General features: G+C 48.6%; 18 protein-coding genes. 17 read left to right on the top strand and 1 reads right to left on the bottom strand.

Translation table 11 applies throughout. The features are described from left to right. Positions 1-2 precede the first annotated feature (2 nt). The 5 genes from hisF to tatC all read left to right on the top strand — a co-directional run bounded on the left by hisF (position 3) and on the right by tatC (position 3,201). Positions 3-764: an imidazole glycerol phosphate synthase subunit HisF gene (gene hisF / locus AC2VLR_RS04075; protein ID WP_486880963.1), complete on the top strand. Its 762-nt coding sequence runs from the start codon at positions 3-5 to the stop codon at positions 762-764. Positions 765-845: 81 nt separating this feature from the next. Continuing rightward, a complete protein-coding gene (gene hisIE / locus AC2VLR_RS04070; protein WP_486880962.1) occupies positions 846-1,538 on the top strand; it encodes a bifunctional phosphoribosyl-AMP cyclohydrolase/phosphoribosyl-ATP diphosphatase HisIE in 693 nt (230 codons plus the stop codon). Between the two features lie 75 nt (positions 1,539-1,613). Further along, a complete protein-coding gene (gene tatA / locus AC2VLR_RS04065; RefSeq protein ID WP_101536421.1) occupies positions 1,614-1,835 on the top strand; it encodes a Sec-independent protein translocase subunit TatA in 222 nt (73 codons plus the stop codon). A gap of 6 nt (positions 1,836-1,841) precedes the next feature. Continuing rightward, the gene (tatB, locus tag AC2VLR_RS04060) at positions 1,842-2,240 is read left to right on the top strand and encodes a Sec-independent protein translocase protein TatB (protein WP_486880961.1); all 399 of its coding nucleotides are present in this window, start codon (positions 1,842-1,844) and stop codon (positions 2,238-2,240) included. Positions 2,241-2,367: 127 nt separating this feature from the next. Further along, positions 2,368-3,201: a twin-arginine translocase subunit TatC gene (gene tatC / locus AC2VLR_RS04055; protein ID WP_215842489.1), complete on the top strand. Its 834-nt coding sequence runs from the start codon at positions 2,368-2,370 to the stop codon at positions 3,199-3,201. 80 nt (positions 3,202-3,281) lie between these two features. Here the strand turns inward: tatC and AC2VLR_RS04050 are convergent, their stop codons facing one another. Continuing rightward, positions 3,282-4,298: a potassium channel beta subunit family protein gene (locus tag AC2VLR_RS04050; RefSeq protein WP_486880960.1), complete on the bottom strand. Its 1,017-nt coding sequence runs from the start codon at positions 4,296-4,298 to the stop codon at positions 3,282-3,284. A 224-nt stretch (positions 4,299-4,522) separates the two neighbouring features. Between AC2VLR_RS04050 and AC2VLR_RS04045 the strand changes: the two genes are divergently transcribed. The 12 genes from AC2VLR_RS04045 (at position 4,523) to AC2VLR_RS03990 (ending at position 19,785) form a co-directional block, all read left to right on the top strand. Further along, on the top strand, positions 4,523-5,257 hold the full coding sequence (locus AC2VLR_RS04045) for an SDR family oxidoreductase (RefSeq protein WP_486880959.1): 735 nt from the start codon (positions 4,523-4,525) through the stop codon (positions 5,255-5,257). Between the two features lie 46 nt (positions 5,258-5,303). Next, positions 5,304-6,041, top strand: coding sequence for an oxygen-insensitive NADPH nitroreductase (gene nfsA, locus AC2VLR_RS04040; protein WP_486880958.1), 738 nt, complete (start codon positions 5,304-5,306; stop codon positions 6,039-6,041). Positions 6,042-6,234: 193 nt separating this feature from the next. Further along, a complete protein-coding gene (locus tag AC2VLR_RS04035; RefSeq protein ID WP_486880957.1) occupies positions 6,235-8,997 on the top strand; it encodes a bifunctional glycoside hydrolase/polysaccharide deacetylase family protein in 2,763 nt (920 codons plus the stop codon). A 292-nt stretch (positions 8,998-9,289) separates the two neighbouring features. Continuing rightward, a complete protein-coding gene (locus AC2VLR_RS04030) occupies positions 9,290-9,823 on the top strand; it encodes a hypothetical protein (protein WP_486880956.1) in 534 nt (177 codons plus the stop codon). Next, positions 9,820-11,484 (top strand): tetratricopeptide repeat protein, encoded by a 1,665-nt coding sequence (locus tag AC2VLR_RS04025; RefSeq protein WP_486880955.1) that lies wholly within the window; start codon positions 9,820-9,822, stop codon positions 11,482-11,484. Before AC2VLR_RS04030 ends, AC2VLR_RS04025 begins: the two co-directional genes overlap by 4 nt. After that, the gene (locus AC2VLR_RS04020) at positions 11,477-13,162 is read left to right on the top strand and encodes a hypothetical protein (protein WP_486880954.1); all 1,686 of its coding nucleotides are present in this window, start codon (positions 11,477-11,479) and stop codon (positions 13,160-13,162) included. The genes AC2VLR_RS04025 and AC2VLR_RS04020 overlap by 8 nt, the downstream gene beginning before the upstream one ends. Positions 13,163-13,186: 24 nt before the next feature. After that, entirely contained in the window at positions 13,187-13,720 is a 534-nt protein-coding gene (locus tag AC2VLR_RS04015; protein ID WP_486880953.1) for a hypothetical protein, read from the top strand. Positions 13,721-13,732: 12 nt separating this feature from the next. Continuing rightward, positions 13,733-15,028 (top strand): PelD GGDEF domain-containing protein, encoded by a 1,296-nt coding sequence (locus AC2VLR_RS04010; protein ID WP_486880952.1) that lies wholly within the window; start codon positions 13,733-13,735, stop codon positions 15,026-15,028. Continuing rightward, complete coding sequence (locus AC2VLR_RS04005) at positions 15,025-15,945, top strand: HEAT repeat domain-containing protein (RefSeq protein ID WP_486880951.1); 921 nt, start codon at positions 15,025-15,027, stop codon at positions 15,943-15,945. The genes AC2VLR_RS04010 and AC2VLR_RS04005 overlap by 4 nt, the downstream gene beginning before the upstream one ends. Beyond that, on the top strand, positions 15,942-17,438 hold the full coding sequence (gene pelF / locus AC2VLR_RS04000; RefSeq protein WP_486880950.1) for a GT4 family glycosyltransferase PelF: 1,497 nt from the start codon (positions 15,942-15,944) through the stop codon (positions 17,436-17,438). Before AC2VLR_RS04005 ends, pelF begins: the two co-directional genes overlap by 4 nt. 2 nt (positions 17,439-17,440) lie before the next feature. Then, positions 17,441-18,817, top strand: coding sequence for an exopolysaccharide Pel transporter PelG (pelG, locus tag AC2VLR_RS03995; protein WP_486880949.1), 1,377 nt, complete (start codon positions 17,441-17,443; stop codon positions 18,815-18,817). A gap of 20 nt (positions 18,818-18,837) precedes the next feature. Then, the gene (locus AC2VLR_RS03990) at positions 18,838-19,785 is read left to right on the top strand and encodes an NAD-dependent epimerase/dehydratase family protein (protein ID WP_486880948.1); all 948 of its coding nucleotides are present in this window, start codon (positions 18,838-18,840) and stop codon (positions 19,783-19,785) included. The last annotated feature ends 130 nt before the right edge of the window (positions 19,786-19,915 follow it).

Raw genomic sequence — 19,915 nt, 5'->3', positions numbered from 1 at the left:
GGATGCTCGCCAAGCGCATCATTCCCTGTCTGGATATTGACCACGGGCGCGTCGTCAAGGGCGTCCAGTTTGTGGCCCTGCGCGATGCCGGTGACCCGGTGGAGGTTGCCAGACGATACAACGACGAAGGCGCCGATGAGCTGACTTTTCTCGACATTTCTGCGAGTTATGAACAAAGAGGCACTCTCGCCGATGTGGTTTCGGCCGTCGCCGCCCAGGTATTCATTCCCTTGACCGTCGGTGGTGGGGTACGCAGCGTGGACGATATCCGCCAGCTACTGCTGGCGGGAGCGGACAAGATCAGCATCAACAGCGCCGCCGTCAAAGAACCGGAGCTGGTGCGATCTGCTGCCCGGCGTTTTGGCAACTCCTGCATTGTCGTGGCCATTGATGCCAAACGGGTGGGAGATCACTGGGAAGTCTTCACCCATGGCGGGCGTCATGCCACCGGCCTCGACGCGGTTAGCTGGGCCCAACGCATGGCGGATTACGGTGCTGGTGAAATTCTGCTGACCAGCATGGACCGCGATGGTACTGGTCAAGGATTTGATCTGGAACTCACTCGCGCGGTCAGCGATGCGGTTGCGGTTCCGGTCATCGCTTCGGGCGGCGTTGGCGCCATCACCCATTTTGCCGATGGGGTACTGCAAGGCCATGCCGATGCCGTCCTGGCCGCCAGCGTCTTTCATTTTGGCCAGTTTCGTATTGCCGAGGTCAAGGCCGAGATGGCCAAAGCCGGTATTCCTGTACGGGAATCGATCTGAAAATTCGGGGCTTGCATCCAGCCCGGTGCGTTTTGCGTAATCTACCAGCAAGAGTCGAACATCGAGAGAGTGGACAACAACATGGGTGACCAGTCATACACCGCACTACTGAGCGCCATCCACTGGAACGCCGACGGTCTAGTACCGACCATCACCCAGGATGCCCGCACCGGTCAGGTATTGATGCTGGCCTGGATGAATGCCGAAGCCCTCCAGGCGACCTTGCAGGACAAAATGGGCACCTACTGGTCACGCTCCCGCCAGGCCCTGTGGCGCAAGGGAGAAAGCTCCGGACATTATCAGCACCTGGTTGACCTGCGCCTGGATTGTGACGGAGATACCCTGCTGATGCGCGTCATTCAGGAAGGAGCAGCCTGTCATACCGGAGAGCCTACCTGTTTTTTTCAGGGGGTGGCTGATAGCGCTGGCTGGCAACACCAGGCACCGCCACCCGGCAGCATTCTCGACAGCCTGCAAGCAACCCTGCAGCAACGCCGGCAGGCTGATCCCGGCCAGTCCTACGTGGCGCAGCTGCTCCATGGCGGACAGGACCGGATTTTGAAAAAAGTCGGTGAAGAAGCCACGGAGTTTGTTCTGGCATGCAAAAATCATGAGCAAAAACCGATCATTGCCGAAGCCGCCGATCTGCTCTTTCACGTGATGGTCGCCTTGGAGGAACAGGAATTGCATATTGATGACGTCCTCGGAGAACTGGCGAGACGTGAGGGTGTTTCCGGTCTGGAAGAAAAGGCAGCACGCCTTCCACCAGCTTGACGCAACCAATATTTTTTCCTATGGTCAAAGAGTTAGCTTGTAGCGCATAGCCCCCTTGGGGCAAGGAGAGCAGTGATGGGCGCTTTTAGTATCTGGCATTTAGTGATCATTTTGTTGATAGTGGTAGCGCTTTTTGGAACCGCCAAATTACGTAATGTCGGTTCGGATCTGGGTTCCGCCATCAAGAGCTTCCGCTCCGCTGTTAAGGAAGAGGAAGAAAAGAAGGACGCAAGCATCGGCCATACCATTGATGCCAGTGTCCAGCCCAGCAAAGAGCACGAAACCGTTAATCGTTGATCCGCCATGTTTGATTTCAGCTTCGGTGAACTGGCACTTCTCGGGATTATTGTCCTGCTCGTGGTCGGCCCGGAAAAAATGCCGGAACTTGCGCGGACAGCAGGCAAATGGTACGGAGTCATGCGCCGTACCATGACTGGCCTGCGCTCAGAGGTGGAACAGCAGCTTTTGCTCGACGATTTACGGAAAGAAGCCGACAAGATCCGCGATTATGCCAATGAGGAGTTGCTGCCCGGCGATATCACCGCGTCCTCATCACTTCGGGCGAGCAGTGAAAATGCCTCTTCTGCAACAGTGGCAGTTCCGGAAAGCAGCGGCGGCAGACAGGGGGAGCTGGATATTGATACCATCCCGGCGACGATGCATGCCGATGATCGTCCCGGACCGGAAGATCGACTGCACTGATGGCTTTTTTTCACCGCTGATGGAGCGATGATCTTTATTTTATCCTGCACCCCTTTTATTCTTGGACATCTCCCGACTTGTTATTATTACTTTGTCCCGATATTCCGCCTGAGGAAATTGCATAACCATGGAGAAGCTGGCGGAAAATACTTTTTTGGGGCACTTGCTGGAACTGCGCCGACGGGTGCTGATAGCCATCATTGCCATTTTTGTCGGTTTTCTGGTTTCCTATCCTTTCTCTAAAAGCATTTATAATATCCTTGCTGCACCCTTGATTGCGGTTCTGCCCAAGGGCAGCCATCTGATTTACACCAGTCTTCCCGAAGTGTTTCTCACCTATGTACAATTATCTCTGATTTCCGGATTTGTACTGGCATTGCCTGTAGTGCTCTATCAATTCTGGGCATTTCTGGCCCCGGGCTTGTATGAACATGAACGTAAGGCATTTTTCCCGCTGATTTTCGCCTCCATTTTTTTGTTTGTAGGCGGCATGCTCTTTGCGTATTTTGTCGTTTTTCCCAATGCTTTTCGATTTTTTACCAGTTTTTCCGGGTCGGACATCACCGCCATGCCCAAAGTGGACAGCTATCTGTCCCTGATTGTGAAGTTTTCCCTGGCTTTTGGTCTGGCTTTTCAGATTCCCATTTTGATTGTCGTGCTGGTGCGGGTGGGCATCCTTCAGGTGGCCACATTACGGCGAAGCCGGCGCTATGCCTTTTTGGTCTGTGCCATCGCCTCAGCCATCCTCAGCCCGCCCGATGTCATGTCCATGGTGCTGCTCCTCATTCCCATGTACATGCTCTTCGAGTTAGGCCTGTTCTTCGCGGCCAGAATTCCGGCACCTAAACCAATGCCAGAACAAACCGCAGATGCCGACGAGCAGATGCCTGAACGTAGCGCCGCCGATGAAATGGATGCTGCAGAAGAAAGCTTCCGAAATGAGGATGACCATAAGAAATAGTCATCCTGATACTGTCAGGTGATTATGGCTTATCCAAGAAGCGCCTTGCCAAGCATAATCTACTGCGATAACCGGCTTTTTCAGTCTGCGTACTTTTCCGTTATGGACTCCATTCGCTGGATAATTTCCGGAGTTAATGCCTTTAAGACATTGATAGCCGCAAGATTTTCCTGCAGTTGCTCCTTGCGCGACGCCCCCAGAATGACGGAACTCACATGCGGGTTATGAGCCACCCAGGCCAATGCCAGTTGTGAAATACTGCAATTTATGGATTGCGCTAAACCCTGCAGCTCTGCGACTGCAGCATTTTTATCCTGATCCAGCAAACCTTCTTTCAAAAAAGAGAGTGCCGGTAAAGAAGCACGACTCCCCTCTGGAATACCTTTTAGATATTTTCCCGTTAATAGCCCGGAAGCCAAGGGGCTCCAGGTAGTCAAACCCAAACTCATATGTTCATATAAGCGGGCATATTCATTTTCCACCCGCTGACGATGAAATAAGTGATATTCCGGTTGTTCCATGACCGGTTTATGCAGATGATGGCGTTCGGCGATTTCCCAGGCAGCCATGATTTCAGCGGCGCTCCACTCGCTGGTACCCCAGTAAAGCGCTTTGCCTTGCTCGATAATATTGTGCATGGCCCATACGGTTTCTTCGATAGGCGTATGCTGATCTGCCCGGTGACAATAGATCAAATCCAGATATTCCAGACCTAAACGCTGCAAGCTGCCATCGACCGCCTGTAGTAAATATTTTCGATTCAGGGTATTGCGGCTATTGATTGACGATTGGGGCTTATCGCCGCCTTTCAATCCCCAATAAAATTTACTGGAAATCACATAATCAAGACGATTCCAGGAAAGCTGTTTAAGGGCTTTTCCCATCAACAGTTCACTTTCGCCATTGGCATACACTTCAGCGTTATCAAAAAAGTTCACACCGGCGTCCCAGGCCATGGCCATCATCTCGCGTACACCTGAAGAATCAACTTGATTATGGAAGGTTACCCAGGAGCCCAGAGAAAAAAGACTCACTTGCAAACCACTCCGTCCAAGCCTGCGATATACCATAGAGGTCTGGTCATTATTGACGGACATGATGATCTCCTTGTTCAGTTAGCGATGCTTCCCATATTCTGATTCCAGATCATGGGGGTTATCTATTGGTGTGTTTGACATGAATTTTAGCGTGCATCCACTTATGTCTTGACGTAAAGCTCCGCGTTGACTAAGTTGAATACCAACTGGCCGGTATTCTACGCCCATAGGGTAAGTGATAGCAAAAATCTTGCTTGCCCTGCTCATTTTACGAGGTAATCTCTATGAAAATGCAGGATCTAACCCATAAAGTCGCAGTCATCACGGGAGCTTCCAGTGGTATTGGCGAGGCTAGCGCCCGCCTGCTCGCGGCAGAAGGCATGAAAGTGATATTGGTAGCGCGGCGAAAAGAGCGACTGGAGAAAGTAGCGCAGGAAATAGGTGCATCAGCCTATGTTTTTCCGGCTGATTTGCGGAATCCTGAAGAGGTCCGTCACCTTTTTGAAGTCATTGGCAATCAATATCAAGGAATCGATCTACTTTTCAACAATGCGGGGCTGGGTTACAACGCGCCCTTTGTAGATAGTAAGGCCTCGGAATGGGAAGAAATGATCGAAGCCAATTTGTATGGTGTTCTGCGTTGTACCCATGCTGCCATTCCCCTGATGAGAGGGCGGCCTGGCGCGATGATCTCGACGGTTTCCAGTGTCGGCGGGCGGTATGGCCTACCCGGCTGGTCCGTTTATAATTCGACAAAATTTGCGGTAGTGGGATTTCACGATGCCTTGCGCAAGGAGTTGGGACCTGAGGGCATTCGTGTGGCATTAATTGAGCCCGGCGCGGTCTGGACCGAATGGGGGTTTAATGTTCCCGAAGAAAGCATGCGTGAAAGACGACAATCACTGGAAGCCCTGCATCCTGAAGATGTTGCTCAGGCGCTGGTATATAGCTTTGCTCAGCCGGCGCATGTTCTGGTTGAAGAAATTTTGGTGCGCCCCGTCAAGCAGATCGTGCCCTGAGCGGGGCCATCCCTCTTTCCGAAACCATGCATCCAGGAGTTGACTCATGACTGATGTTCTTCCACTCTTGCAGTCCCATCGTTCGATTCGCCAGTTTCGTTCCGACCCTTTGCCCGAGGGTCTTCTCGAAAATATTGTTCGCTGTGGACAGCAGGCTTCCAGTTCGAGCAATTTACAAGCTTATCGCATCATCCAAATCACGGACCAGGATTTGCGTAAACAGCTGTCCACACTGGCAGGGCAGCAGGCGTACGTGCTGGAAGCGCCGGTTTTTCTGGTTTTTTGTGCGGACCTGCGGCGGGCCCAGGAGGTTTGTGATGAAGTCGGCCCGCCCTTTGTTGCTGGCATGACCGAGCATTTTCTCATTGCCACAGTAGACACAGCTTTGTGTGCACAAAACTGTACCGTAGCAGCAGAATCTCAAGGCTTGGGTGCCTGTTATATCGGGGCCGTACGCAACCATCCTGCCGAGATCAGCACATTGTTAGGATTACCGCAGCAGGTTTATCCGCTCTTTGGCCTGTGTCTCGGTTATCCCGCCCAGGAAGTGGAAGTCAAGCCTCGCCTGCCATTGGCAGCCGTTCTACAGGAAAATCGCTTTGATGAAAGCCGGGATGCAGCACTCATCGCTCAGTATGACCACACCATGAAAGCATACTACCAGACCCGCTCTACCGGCCAGAAAACCAGCAGCTGGAGCCAAGAGGTAGCCAGCCTGGCGGGACGCGAGGCCCGCCCGCACATGGCCGAATTTTTGCGTCAACAGGGGTTTTTACAGCGTTGAAGGCTTAAGCAAACCTCTTGGAAACACTCTAAAATTGCCCCTGCAATCTGATAAAAAATTATTATCATCCTTGCTATTTATTCACATACTTACATTAGATTATAGAAAGTTATGATAATCTGAATTGCTCCTGTTCTGCTTAGACTTTTATGTTATTCTCAAATGCAGAACGGAGTGATCATGAGCGAACATCATGTGTAAATTCAGTGCAATTTTACGGTCGAAATCCAGCACCTTACTTTTGTGTTTGGCGCTTTTGCCTTGGTCTGCCTTAGCCAGTACGCTACCCAGCGTTGGTTTCTACTATGGTTCTGGTTCTGCCCCAGAAGCATTTCGAGACTTCAAATGGGTTGTGGTAAACCCCGGCAATCAGCGACTACCGAGTGACTTTGATCAAAATCAACGGATTTTTGCTTATGTCAGTATCGGGGAAACCACTCCGGGAGATGCCCGCTACCAAAATCTTCCAGAAAGTTGCGCGATGGGTAGCAATGCGGTCTGGGGAGGAAAAATCATCAATCTCGCTCATGCTGACTGTCGAAACTATTTGCTACAGCAAGTGATTGACCCTCTCTGGCAGCAAGGTTATCACGCCTTTTTTATGGACACCCTGGATTCATTCAAACTGGTCGACAAAAGTGTCGCGGCTCAGAAAGCGCAAGAAAGTGGATTAGTCCAACTTATTCAGGCTATTAAAACTGCCCATCCCGACGCCCGGCTTATCGCCAATCGTGGCTTTTCCGTACTTCCCGAAATCCATAAAGACCTTGTCGGCGTAGTTGCAGAATCATTATTCAAACAGTGGAATCAGGAAAAAAGAAGCTATTCATCCGTTCCTGAATCTGATCAGAAAGAGCTGATTACCGAACTCAAGAAAGTCCAGACGTATGGATTGCCCGCCATTGTCATTGACTACATGCCGCCACAGATGAATCGTCAGGGCTGGTGGAAAGATGCCCAAAAAATTCAATCCCTGGGTTTTGTTCCTTATGTTACCAATGCCGGTTTAACTGCTGTGGGTGCTGGCTTGCGGGAACCTATGCCTCGCCATGTACTTATTTTGTATAATAGCTCTGATCCGCAACAGGATAGTTCTGCCTTTGCCAATGGTGCCATGCCTCTTGAGTACCTCGGATATGTTCCGCAATTTCGACGCCTATCCGAGGAACTACCCAACACCCCTCGCCCCGGAGAATATGCTGGGGTCATCCTCTGGAGCGATGGTGAGCCTGTCAAAGATGTCGCTGGCATATCTCACTGGCTGGATGAGGCCAAATCAGCCGGCATTCCAATTTTATTGATCGGCGATTTTCAGGATGCCCTGGACGATAAAACCTATATGGATTTAGGCATGAATAAACCGTCTAGCCACAATATCAGTGCATTGAGTATTACTGCTCAAAACAAAAACATGAGTTATGAGATGCCTATTACGGCAAATCCCAGAGATTTTTTGCAATTCACCGCTCCCTCGGGCAGTCAGGTTTGGCTTACACTGAAAAGCCCCGAAGGTCAGAACGAAGATGCCGCAGCCATCACCCCATGGGGAGGCTATGTGCTCTCGCCCTATCTCCTCACTACCCTGCCCAACAAAGATACCCGTTGGCTGATAAATCCCTTCCAGCTATATGCTGATGCTTTTCGTTTACCGGATATACCCGTTCCCGATACCACTACAGAAAGCGGACGCAGATTGTTTATGGCACACACGGATGGCGATGGATTTGTCAGCCGCGCGCAATTCCCCCCCTACCACATTGCCGGGGAGGTCTACATGCATCGGATCCTGGAGAAATATAAGTTACCCTTTACCGGCTCTATCATCGTGGGTGATTTGTTGCCGGGTGATCGTGGCTTGTACCCCGCCCTGGCGCCTTTAGGCACAAAAGTGGCTCGGGAGGTATTCCGGCTGCCTTATGTGGAAATTGGTTCACACATGTGGTCTCACCCCTTCGACTGGCCCGCTATTGAGGCCGGCAAGGATTATCCCGGTATTAATTTGCCGGTACCGGGTTACAAATTCAGCCCTTATATGGAAGCTGTTGGTGCCGCCAAATGGATTGACAAACACCTGGCCCCACCGGACAAAAAGGTGGTGATTGATCAGTGGTCAGGCGATTGCGAACCCGATGCTCAGGTGGTTGGTCTTGCCTATAAGGCCGGGCTCATGAATATCAACGGCGGCGAAAGCACCATCAGCAAAAAAAATCCCAGTATTACGGCGGTCCCGCCTATCGGTATTTTCCGGGGCAAATGGCTGCAGGTTTTTGCGCCTGATGCCAATGAAGATTACTTTACCAATCAATGGCACGGGCCCTACTGGGGCTATGAAAATGTCATTCAGACTTTTGAAATGACCAACAAGCCGCATCGACTTAAACCTATCGACATATATACTCATTGGTACACCGCCACCAAACTGGCCTCCATTTCAGCCGTGGATAAGGTTTATAATTGGGTGCTGACACAGTCCATCACCCCTATTTATGTGGCCGACTATGGACATATAGCCAACAATTTTTACACGATTCACCTCGCTCGCGAGGGACATGGTTTCTGGGTTGGCGGAGCTGATGCCCTCCGGGAGCTGCGGATGCCGACCAGCCTCGGAGTTCCTGACATTGCCGAAAGCCAAGGAATAGCAGGATATAATCAGAGTCCCAACGGTAACCTCTATGTGCATATGGACGGAGCTCCATCCGTTTATTTATCGCTCAGCAAGCACCCCAAGACTGTTCCCTATATTATTAGCGCTAATGCGCCCATCTCCGGATTCACGTCTGAGAATAACGGATTTATCGCCAAACTAGAGGGATTTGTTCCCGTACAAATACAATTAGATAATGCCCGTAATTGTCGTGCCAATATGAATGGCCAGTCAGCAAGCATTCCAGACAGCGAACGACTACAAAGCCCGGCCCAAACTGTTACTCTGCATGTCACCTGCACTCCATAAATCCCAGCCTGCCCCGCAACCAGTACTGCGACCAGCGAGTATATGGATTTTTGTAGCCACGATACTGATAGTGATCGTGGCCATTGCTTGGAGTTATGGGTGGCATGGGCGACTGGATTTTCAGAACTCATCGGCAAACGGTATAGCACGAATCCAGAGTGCTGAGCTTCTGTTGAGAAGCGGTCAATACATGGCCGCAAGTAAACAGCTGCAACCTATTCTTGGTAATCCTCAAGATCCGGTACATAGGCAGGCGCAACGCATGCAATGGAAGATAGACTGGACGCATGCCATGGCTCAATCACCTGATTCTCTCACCAGAAAAAAGGCTCAGGCAGCACTCGTCCTTTATTTAGATCAATTACTCAAGGAGGGTGGCTGGTCTGCCGACGATTATGCACAATTTGCCAACGATGCCCTGCGAATTGGGGCATATAATCAAAGTGCGGAAGCCTGGCTAGCGGTAGCCCGGGAAAATCCTGCAGCTGCCGTTCATGCCATGCACGCAGCAGCTGCAGCATGGACAGCTAATGGCAAAAGCGTCAAAGCTGGACAACTCCTGCTACAAATGGCCCTGCACAGCGATCAAGCGTCACTGCAGAAAGACTATTTCATCCGTGGTCTTGCTCTGATTCAAGGAGGTGGGGGCGCCAAGCTCGCGCTGTCCCAAGGGGAAAAAACCTTATCCCGGCTCCCCGGCATTGCCAAGGAACGCGATATTGTTCTAATCATGGCCCGCCTGGCCATATCCGCCGGACAACCCAAGCTGGCCGCACAATGGCTAAAAGCAGAGCTAGAAAAACCAGAGCGGGCTCATCACCCATGAAACACCTACCCCTACTGCTCGGGATTTTTCTTATCATTACCGGCTCCGCAGCTTACGCCCATGATGCTGCAATACCAACGCCGTGGTGGAAAGCTCCCGGTAGCCTGGCCGCTGATGATGCCAAATGGCGGGCAGAATATACTCAAAAAAAGGAGGTTGCAGATGCTTTTGCGGCCAGTCTCGCGCAAAGCATCAAATCGGGGAAGGGTATGGGATATCTGGATCAGGGTGGCATTTCACCATCCTGGTATAAGCCTCCCATGGTCGTTCAGCCATTTCCTGGCAGCTATTCTCCTGAACTTTACGATTTAGCCTATAGCGCGTTCCTGCAATCTGGGCAGCTGAACGAGGCTTATCGTCTGGCCTACACCGCTGTGCTGCAAATGCCAGAAAGTATTTCCTGGCGCCAAAAGCTCATTCAGGTAGGTACCTGGCTTGGACAGAGGGAAACGGTTTTACAGCAGTGGCACTGGTTAGCACGCCACGGAGAACCCGGCGCTCTCGCGGCGGCGGTCAAATTAGCCGCTGCACTATCCCGGCCGGATATTGTTATCCAGCTACTTTCTCCCCTAGCAAGGGCTGGGCAGCTGAGTAATGCCGACTGGAAAACACTGATTTATGCTTATGGACAACTGAGCGAGCCGGACAAGGCTATTTCTGACATCAATCTGTCGCTGCAACACACCGGACCGAATCGCTTTTTATTAGAGCAAAAAGCCTATCTCAGCTATCAGCGGGGCGAAATCGCACAAAGTCTGGCAGCACTGCAAAGTGTTCAAAAACACTTTAAGGCCACCCCGGATATTGCTATACAAGAAGCTCGCCTGTTATCGATGCAAGGTAATTACGCAGAAGCTTTTGCAGCCATGAACCACGTACGAGACCGGGCGACCTTGAATGACGTACCATTCTGGCATTTGCTTGCCGTACTGGCTTGGGAAATCCATGATCACCAGACAGCTCTGGATGCCGAAAAAAAACTCTACCTGCTTGATGCTGCCAGCAAATACGATCTTCAGCGCTTGATTATGCTGGTTGGTAGCAAAAATCCAGAAGCGGCTCTCGCGGTTGCCCAACGGGGCTGGTTAAAATATCAACTCCCCTATTTTTATTTTGAGAGCCTGACTTACGCAGGACAGGCCCAACAATGGAAGACTTTGGGACAATTATTGCGATCTGTACCGGAACATGATCCTCAAGGACTCCGCTCCTATGCCACCTATTGGTTAGCCATGGGTCAATGGGCTAATGCCCTGAAAAAATATAATATAGCCGAAAGGGCATATGCAGAGGCTCTGCACCTGAATCCAGAAGACACTATTGCCAAAAACAATCTCCTCTGGATGCTGGTTGATTCCGGTAATACATATGCTTTGCAGGCCTTACTGGTTGGCGATGTCCTCCACCCATCAGCAGAGCTTCATGACGTTACCATGAATGCACTAGAGCGCCTGGGACACTACAGCAGCGCATTATTTCTCGCCCCGCAATCAACTCAGCAGTCAAAACTGGATAGCCGTCAAATTCTCGCCAAAGCCTCTCTTTGGGAATCTACCGGTCATCCTGGTATTGCCTGGTCATTGCGGCAAGAGGCGTTGGCAGATAGCCTGGCGCAACTTCATCAAGGCGTTCTGCAAAAGAAGGAGGCAGCGCATGAATAAGACACAGCGGCCTCTTTATTCTAAAATAGTTGCTTTCGGCAAATGGCTATTGGCGACCTGCGCTATGGCGGCCAGTGTGGAAGCACTCGCAGATACCCAGAATAGCCTGCCGGCACCTGGCTCTTTGGCCATACCAGAACAACACGGCAATACCGGGCAAAACCAAATCAAGCCTGATTTACGGGTAATCTTGCGGGATCAAAAGCTCAACCAAAAGCACCGGGCTGATAGAGAGGCACTCGAACACGAGGCTATTCCCGTAGGAATGGAAGGCTCATCCTTGGCTGCGCCAAGCATGCCCGTCTCAGCCAAACAATCCACTGCTATGCCATCAACATCTCCTCTCAGACTTCAAAGTCAGGAAGATGCCTTGCATAATCTTGCCGAGGCCATAGCCGCCTCACCCCAGGAGGGCAACCAAACGCGAGCGATCCTCATGACTGCTGCAGAGCGTGGGGACTACTTACCTGCTATTTCCTGGAGTCTCTCCCGAAGATATTGGGGCTTGGCAGAGATTCTTGTTCACAATAATCCTGCAAGGACACCTCCCTGGGCACTCTTGAGTCTGGCCTTGCACAAACGTGATATGAAAACCATTCAGTCACTCATTGCGCATCCTGCTGACATACCACCCAAGGAGATGTTTCAGGCCGATCAATATCTGGGACGCCCTCTCCAGGCCCAGACTTCGGCCATTACAGCCTTGCAGATAAACCCGTTTGATCGCGAGTTGCGCCGCATGTACATAGACAGCCTCTCTCGTACGACCAGTTTTGTGAATATTCAAGGAAGTTGGCAGAGTTTTAATGGGCTACAAGTGTATGGGCCACAGTTAAGCGCACATATCCATATCTCACCTTTTTGGGGGATATTGCTTCAAAATGAAAATTTGTGGCAAAACGCCAGCCCAAATACACAACTGATCAATCCACCAAGGATGCAAAGCCGGACGAATTTAGGATTTTTTTGGCGCACCCGGCATTGGCAGGGAGAAGTCAGTGCTGGAGAATATCGTGGGCTACGAAACAACTTGACTGGCAAGCTTGAGCTGAATTGGCAATTGACCGATAACACCAACGTATCGACGATACTAAATTACCATTCTCAAACTTTTCAGAGCCCGGCTTTAGCCGTCGCCGGGATGGCTAATCGTGCACAAATACAGATAGCGCAGACAATTCATGCCTGGACAGCTAATGCAGCACTAGGCTGGACCCAATACCTTGGGCAAGATGGCATCCAGCAGGGCACAGATCACTACGGGGAGCTAGGTGCGTTCTGGCGCTCTAATCTTGGTCCCTGGGAATTACGTGTAGGGCCCTTCGCAGACTACCATGCTCTACAACGACGCTCCGGGCCAGAGGGCGTAGTGGCACAGGTCCTTGCTGCGAATGATCGCAATATACAGAGCGTATTACCAGGAAGCTACGCCGACTATGGCCTACGGCTACAGTGGGGGGCTTTGAATCAAGCACTACATCCGGGCTGGACCCCCAATCTGCAGATCAGCGCCTACGACAATTCGCGATTCGGTTTTCAATATCAATTCAATGCGGGAATCAGCACGGCAGTTTTGGGGCCTGACCGCCTCAGCCTGGACTTTTCTCAAGGACAAGGTGGAAACGGACTGTCATTAAATCAGCAAATTTTCTCAATGAATTATCGATTTTATTTTTAATATTGCCAGTAGAGGGAGAACAACATGAAAACCAAAGGATTATGGAGCCTCATCCTGATTTTGATGCTCAGCGGCTGCGCTGGGATGACCGTACAATCTGCCAAGCCCGTTGATCTGAGCAAAGAAGCGACTTGGACCATACTGCCCTTTGCCAACAATACAGAAACGCCCCTGGCCAATGAAAGAGCAGCAGCCCTTGCCGCCGGAATACTGCAAAGTGATAATCGACACGTCGTTGGGTCATTGCCCGTACGCAGCCGTACCCAGTCTTTGCTGGGTGGGGACTGGAAAAAAGAGTACGCCGAGGCCCTGAGTCATGCCCATAACGATGGAACACACTATGCCCTGGGAGGGAGTGTGGACGAATGGAATTATCGTGCAGGAATCAATGCGGAACCGGTAGTAACCATGACTCTTTGGGTAGTCAATGTGCCAGAAGACAAGGTAATCTGGACAGGGGTCGGGAGCGCTCATGGTGGTTCCCTGGGTCGTGGCGGTACTGGCGGTCTGGCACAGGACTTGATCCATCGCCTGATCGACCGCGCTCTCCACAAATAAGAATTCACAAGCATGCGCGCAAAGGTAATCACGGCACTCCCCCGCTGGGGGGCAGGATGGATTGAAGCTATTCTGTTTCCCGCACTGGGCATTATAATTACTTGGGGGATTGATCCGTATGATCCCTTATTATTGAATCAACCTTTTCCGTGGCTTTTGATTATTCCGTTACTGATTGCACTGCGTTATGAGTTGATGCCAGCCTTGTTATCCGTTATGGTCCTTGCGAGCACTTTCATTTGGCATGCCTATCCAGAAATACACAGCCTTGAAGTATTCGCGGGAACAGTCCTGGTTATTTTAATTGCCTCAGAATATGCTGGTTACTGGGCACGAAAAGAAGCAGGAAGAGCTTTACAGGAAGAAATTACTGCTACCCGCTTCCGACAGCTATCGGATGACTTATTTGTCACCAGGATATCCCAAGATCGCCTTGAACAAAGCCTGCTATATCAACCCATGTCTATCCGCAGCGCTTTGCTCGAAATTAAAAAACAACTGGTGGATAATAATGGTCGTTTGAATAAGGATATTGGCGGCAATGTACTGTATTTCTTAAATCAACTCGTTGGCGTGCAAATTGCCAGCTTGTACGAACTCAAAAAGGGGAAAAGCAACCCTCTGTTAATAGCCGCTTTTGGCGATGCCCATCCATGGCAACCACAAGATCCAGTTCTTCGAGAAGCAATTGATAGCGAACAAAGCCAAACCCTGGCTGAACTGGAGATAGTTGAAATACGGGCTTACGTTAGTACTCATATACACACATTGTCTATAGGAATGCAATATATTTTAACCATTGAGGACATGTCTTTTTTTGCCATTAATAAAGAAAGCCTACAAACCATAGAGGTTATTTTTCACTATATTTGTAATTATTCGGAGTCTCTACGTCAGGCTACCCCATTATTAAATATCTGGCCTGATTGCTCGGCAGAGTTTGTAACGGACTTCATGCAATTACAGAATCTGGCGCTGCGCGTCCCACAGGTTGGCGTGATCATACGTTATGACTTCCATGCAGACAATGCGGCAGAAAAGGTTATAGATTTCTTACAACGACTCCGAAGAGGACTTGATATTCTTTGGGTAAGAAAAAATCAAAAACGGATTCAATTAATAGTATTATTACCTTTCGCAGGAAGCATGGCCGCAGAAGGTCACTTTCAGCGCATGCACGACGAAAGCGCCCTGCATTATGGAAGCCAATGGAAAGAAACTTATATTGGACATAAAATTTTTTCCATAAACAAAGATTCTTGCGAAAACCAGATCAGACGGTTGCTTAATGAAGAAATAATTTTATGAGCACTTTACTTACTAAGGACATTGTTGTCATTTACAGTTTATACTGGCTACTGCTTGTCCTGTTCAGCTTATTTATTATTCCAAGACCTGAAAAATTAATGCAAAAATTTTATTCCTTTTTTTTGATAATCATTTTGGCAGCAATAATTCCACTTTTTGGACCCCTTGTCGTATTTATGTACACGGTATTTTTACGCAGCATCTTAAGACAGGTGCATGAACCGAATGTTGAAAAAATTCAAATACCATCCATCATGCGTGATGCGCGGCTCACAATGTCGACAGCAGCACCAGGAAGCATTGCTGCAAGGCTCCGACATGCTCGAGATCCCCGGCAAAGACTTGAAGCAATTTCCCAAATAGCTGATTCACAATTTTCCAGTCAATCACAGTTATTGCGTGGCGCCTTATCCGATGACGCAGAAGAAGTTCGTCTATTAGCATATGCAGCACTTGATCGCCGTGAGCAAGAAAACACCGAGTTACTAATTCACCTGAACAAACAGATGAAACTCGTTAACGAACCCAAAATCTTAAAACGCATCCAGGACTCAAGATATTGGCTGTACTGGAGCATCAGCCACTCTGAGGCTCGTGAAATAACATCCGACGCGACACCATCATTTTCGAAATGGGAACCAGAATTCTTAAATATTAGTCATGAATCCGCATCAATGAAAATGCTTTTTGGACTTTATTTACTACAGGTAAAGAAAATAGATGAAGCAATTACCAGTCTAAACGCGGCTGAAAATTCTAATATAGCCGGATCTGCCATTGCCCCATATCTTGCCTCCGCCTACTTTTACAAACGAGATTTAAAGAAAATTAGAGAAATATATCAGCAGCACTCTGAACTACGCTTATCTCCACGTTATGGGCCGTCGATGTCCTATTGGTTGGGAGACAGAAAATGATAGATGCACCACAATCTGAATCCGTCGATATCCTTCTCATCCTCGAAGGAACCTTTCCATATGTCCGTGGCGGAGTGTCTTCATGGGTAAACCGCCTGATAATCGGATTTCCTGAATATCACTTTGGTATCATATTTTTGGGAAGTATGCGTGAGGATTATCTAGCAAAGCCTTATCCTTTACCTGGTAATGTGAAATATTATGCAGAATATTTTCTATACGATAACAAAAAAACAACGTATTCAAATAAAAAAATAGAAGAAAAAGAGATAAATGCAGTCAGGGAAGCTCATCGTAAAATGAAAGACTGCCTTTCAAAATCTTCTATTACTGTTGACATCAGCCATTACGCTGATAACTTTGGAATTAGTGAAAAAGGTTTTTTTGAAAACCGGCACGTGTGGGACTATACTATAGAGTGCTATTCTGAAATTCTAGATCAACCATCTTTTGTTGATTATTTTTGGACTGTACGCGGCATGCACGCGCCTTTATGGTTTTTACAAACAGCACTGAATAAGGCCCCGAAAGCACGTATCATACATTGCCCATCTACCGGTTACGCTGGATACCTAGGAGCTTTATTGAGTAATACTGGAAAATCCCCATTAATTATTTCAGAACATGGCATTTATACCAAAGAAAGACGCATTGATCTGATGTTGGCGCGATGGATTCATGAAGACGACGAGTTCCTCAGTCAAACTGGTAGAATTCATTATTTGCGACACTTGTGGATTCGGTTTTTTGAGTTCATTGGTCGCCTGACATATCAGCAAGCGCAACATATTATCAACCTCTATTCCGGGGTTGTAGAACTTCAGATTGCTGATGGAGCAGATCCTCAAAAAATAAATACAATCCCCAACGGTATTCCAGTTGAAAATTTTTTAGTGTCTCGGACGCCTTTGGCTGAAAGAAGATACATTGTCGCACTAATTGGTCGTGTTGTTCCCATCAAAGACATTAAAACTTTTATTCGTGCAGCCAAAATACTGCAACAAACAGAGCAGAACTCTCCTGAATTCTGGATAGCTGGTCCGACCGAGGAAGATGAGGATTACTATCAAGAGTGCCAACTATTAGTAGAACATTTGGGATTAAAACTACAGGTCAAATTTCTAGGTTTTGCACCCGTCCAGGATGTTCTCAGTCAGGTACGGCTAACAGTACTAAGCTCTATCAGCGAAGGGTTACCCCTTTCCGTACTCGAAAGCTTTGCTGCTGGAGTTCCTGTTGTCGCCACGGATGTCGGTTCTTGCCGCGAACTCATATATGGTAGTACGAAAGACTCCGTTAAAGCCCCTGCAGGGGAAATAGTCCCCATTGCCAACCCCGGGGCCATGGCAAGGGCCATCTCTATTTTCTTGAATGACGAAGAGGTTTGGCTGCGCTGCAGTAAAAATGGCATACAAAGAGTTGAGCGTAACTACCGAGAGGAAGACATGTTCGCCAGCTATCGCAAGATTTATCAAGCGGGGATGACAAACTAGACATGGCTGGCATCGGATTCGAGTTACGCAGAATTCTTAAAAAAAGAACATACTTTTCCCTACTACAAGCCTACAGCTTTGCTGGACTTGTTTCTTCGGGTCCCTGGTTACTGTCCATTTTCGGCATTCTGCTCCTGGGCTTCCTCGCTGTAGATGAAAATGCGCACAACTCTGTAGTCATTGAATTTCAAGTTTCTGTCACGTATCTCATTATGTCGTCGTTGATATTGACGGGACCTGTCCAATTGCTATTTACGCGCTATATCGCAGACATGTTGTTTGCTCAGGAAAAACGCAAAGTCATATCAATTATCATGTTAATGCTTGCCGGAGTTTGCACTCTAGGAAGCATTGTTGCTTGGGCTTTGGCATACTGGTTTTTCTCCAAAACTACTATTCTCTACCAGCTTCTAATGGGTACAGGTTTTGTAGAGTTGTGTGGTGTCTGGATATTAACTATCATGGGGACAAGCTTAAAAGACTATAAAGCACTAGTTACCTGGTATCTGATTGCCTATTCTATTATAGTTTTTTCGGGAATCTATCTGGGAACCATCTGGGATCTTTATGGTTATTTATTGGCTTTTGATATTGGTCAGGGAGTATTGCTGGCCAGCCTTGGCGCAATGGTCATTCGTCAATTTCCAGGTATTTTACACTATCCTGATAGTGTCCTTAAAGGTGGGAAAATCTTTTGGTCTCTCACTTTGGTAGGGCTTTTTTTTAACGCTGCTGTTTGGGTAGATAAACTTTTATTCTGGTTCACACCAGATACCAGCGGATTAGTCATAGGGCCGCTACGCGCCTCGCCTATATACGATGTCCCTATTTTTCTGAGTTACTTACTTATTGTGCCAGGCCTGGCTATATTTCTTTTCCGTCTAGAAACAGATTTTGTTGAATCTTACAATGCCTATAATCAGGTAATAATTGAGGGTGGAAGCTATGCTGAATTAATTGTTGCCAAGCAAGGAATGATTAACGCAACCCGGACTGGTTTGTGGGATATTGCCAAAATACAGGGTTTAACAGTCATTTTTGCTATAGCCTTCACCCCACAGATACTTCATATTCTCGGTTATCCAATCAGTTACGCGAGAATTTTTCAGTTTGATGTTATCGGTGTTAGCCTACAGTTACTGTTTATGAGCATTCTCAACGTCTATTTCTACATGGACTTACGCCGCCGCAGCATTTTTTTAACATTTATATTTTTTTCCGGCAACACCGCGTTTACCTGGCTCAGTCTTCAAGGTGGTCCATTTTTTTATGGCATGGGGTTTATGTTTTCCCTTTTTATCACCGACATAGTCGGGCTGTTTTTGTTAAAGAAGGATTTGCAGGATATAGATTTTATCACTTTCATTAAAACTCAATAAATAGGGGGCGTTTAATACTCATGCAGTCAAATCATCATTCTGCAACAATCTTGGTGGTGGGTGGGGCCGGTTTCATCGGTTCTCACACGGTCGAGCTTTTACTTTCCGAAGGCTACTACGTCCGTGTGCTGGACAATCTCTCCACAGGTAAACGCGAGAACTTGCCTGCACAACATGATCGCCTGGAGTTTATCTTTGGTGATATGACCGATCAAATGCTCCTTAGTCAATCTTGTACAGGCGTTACGCATATTTTGCATCTGGCTGCACAGGTTTCGGTCATTCAGAGCCTGGAGAATCCTGTTTTTTCTTGTCAGCAAAATATTCTTGGATTTGTTGGGGTGTTGGAAGAAGCGAGGAAGCGTAATGCACGCCTGGTTTATGCCTCTTCTGCGGCCGTTTATGGAAATCCTGATAAGCTTCCTCTGCAAGAAAGTGCTCAGGTAATGCCTATTTCCCCTTATGGCTTGGAGAAATATAGTAACGAGCTTTACGCGGATCTCTATGGCCGTATGCATCAGCTCTCTCATTTGGGAATGCGCTATTTTAATGTGTATGGTCCACGCCAGGATCCCCAATCCCCCTATAGCGGGGTAATTTCACGTTTCGTCAACCAGGCACTTGCCCACAAAGCCCTCACCATTCGGGGAGATGGTAGTCAGGAAAGAGACTTTATACATGTTTTGGATGTGGCTCGAGCCAATGTCGCTGCACTCGTCGGTAATCTGCAAGGGACAGTGAACATTGCCCGAGGTGAAGCTACAACCATTCATGCCCTGGCTAGAATTATTCATCAACTTTCGGGTGTATCGGAGAATATCCAATGGATCCCTCGGATTGAGGGAGATATTCAGCGTTCACTCGCAGATAGTGAACGCATGCGTAAGCATCTGTGCCAACCTTTGTGGGCTTTATCCGAAGGGCTTCAGAATCTGTTGCAAAGCTGTAAAGGAATATCTAAAACCTGACCGCACCCTGCACCATAAAAAAGCGCCGCAATAGCGGCGCCCTGGGCGATGATCATCCGCTAGGGATTAGATCTCGCGCACGTCCTCAGCCTGCATGCCTTTGGGGCCGCGAACACTGTTGAACGATACA

It is taken from the genome of Acidithiobacillus sp. TH-A117 (assembly GCF_057473465.1).
This window is presented reverse-complemented; position numbering and strand designations above follow the sequence as displayed.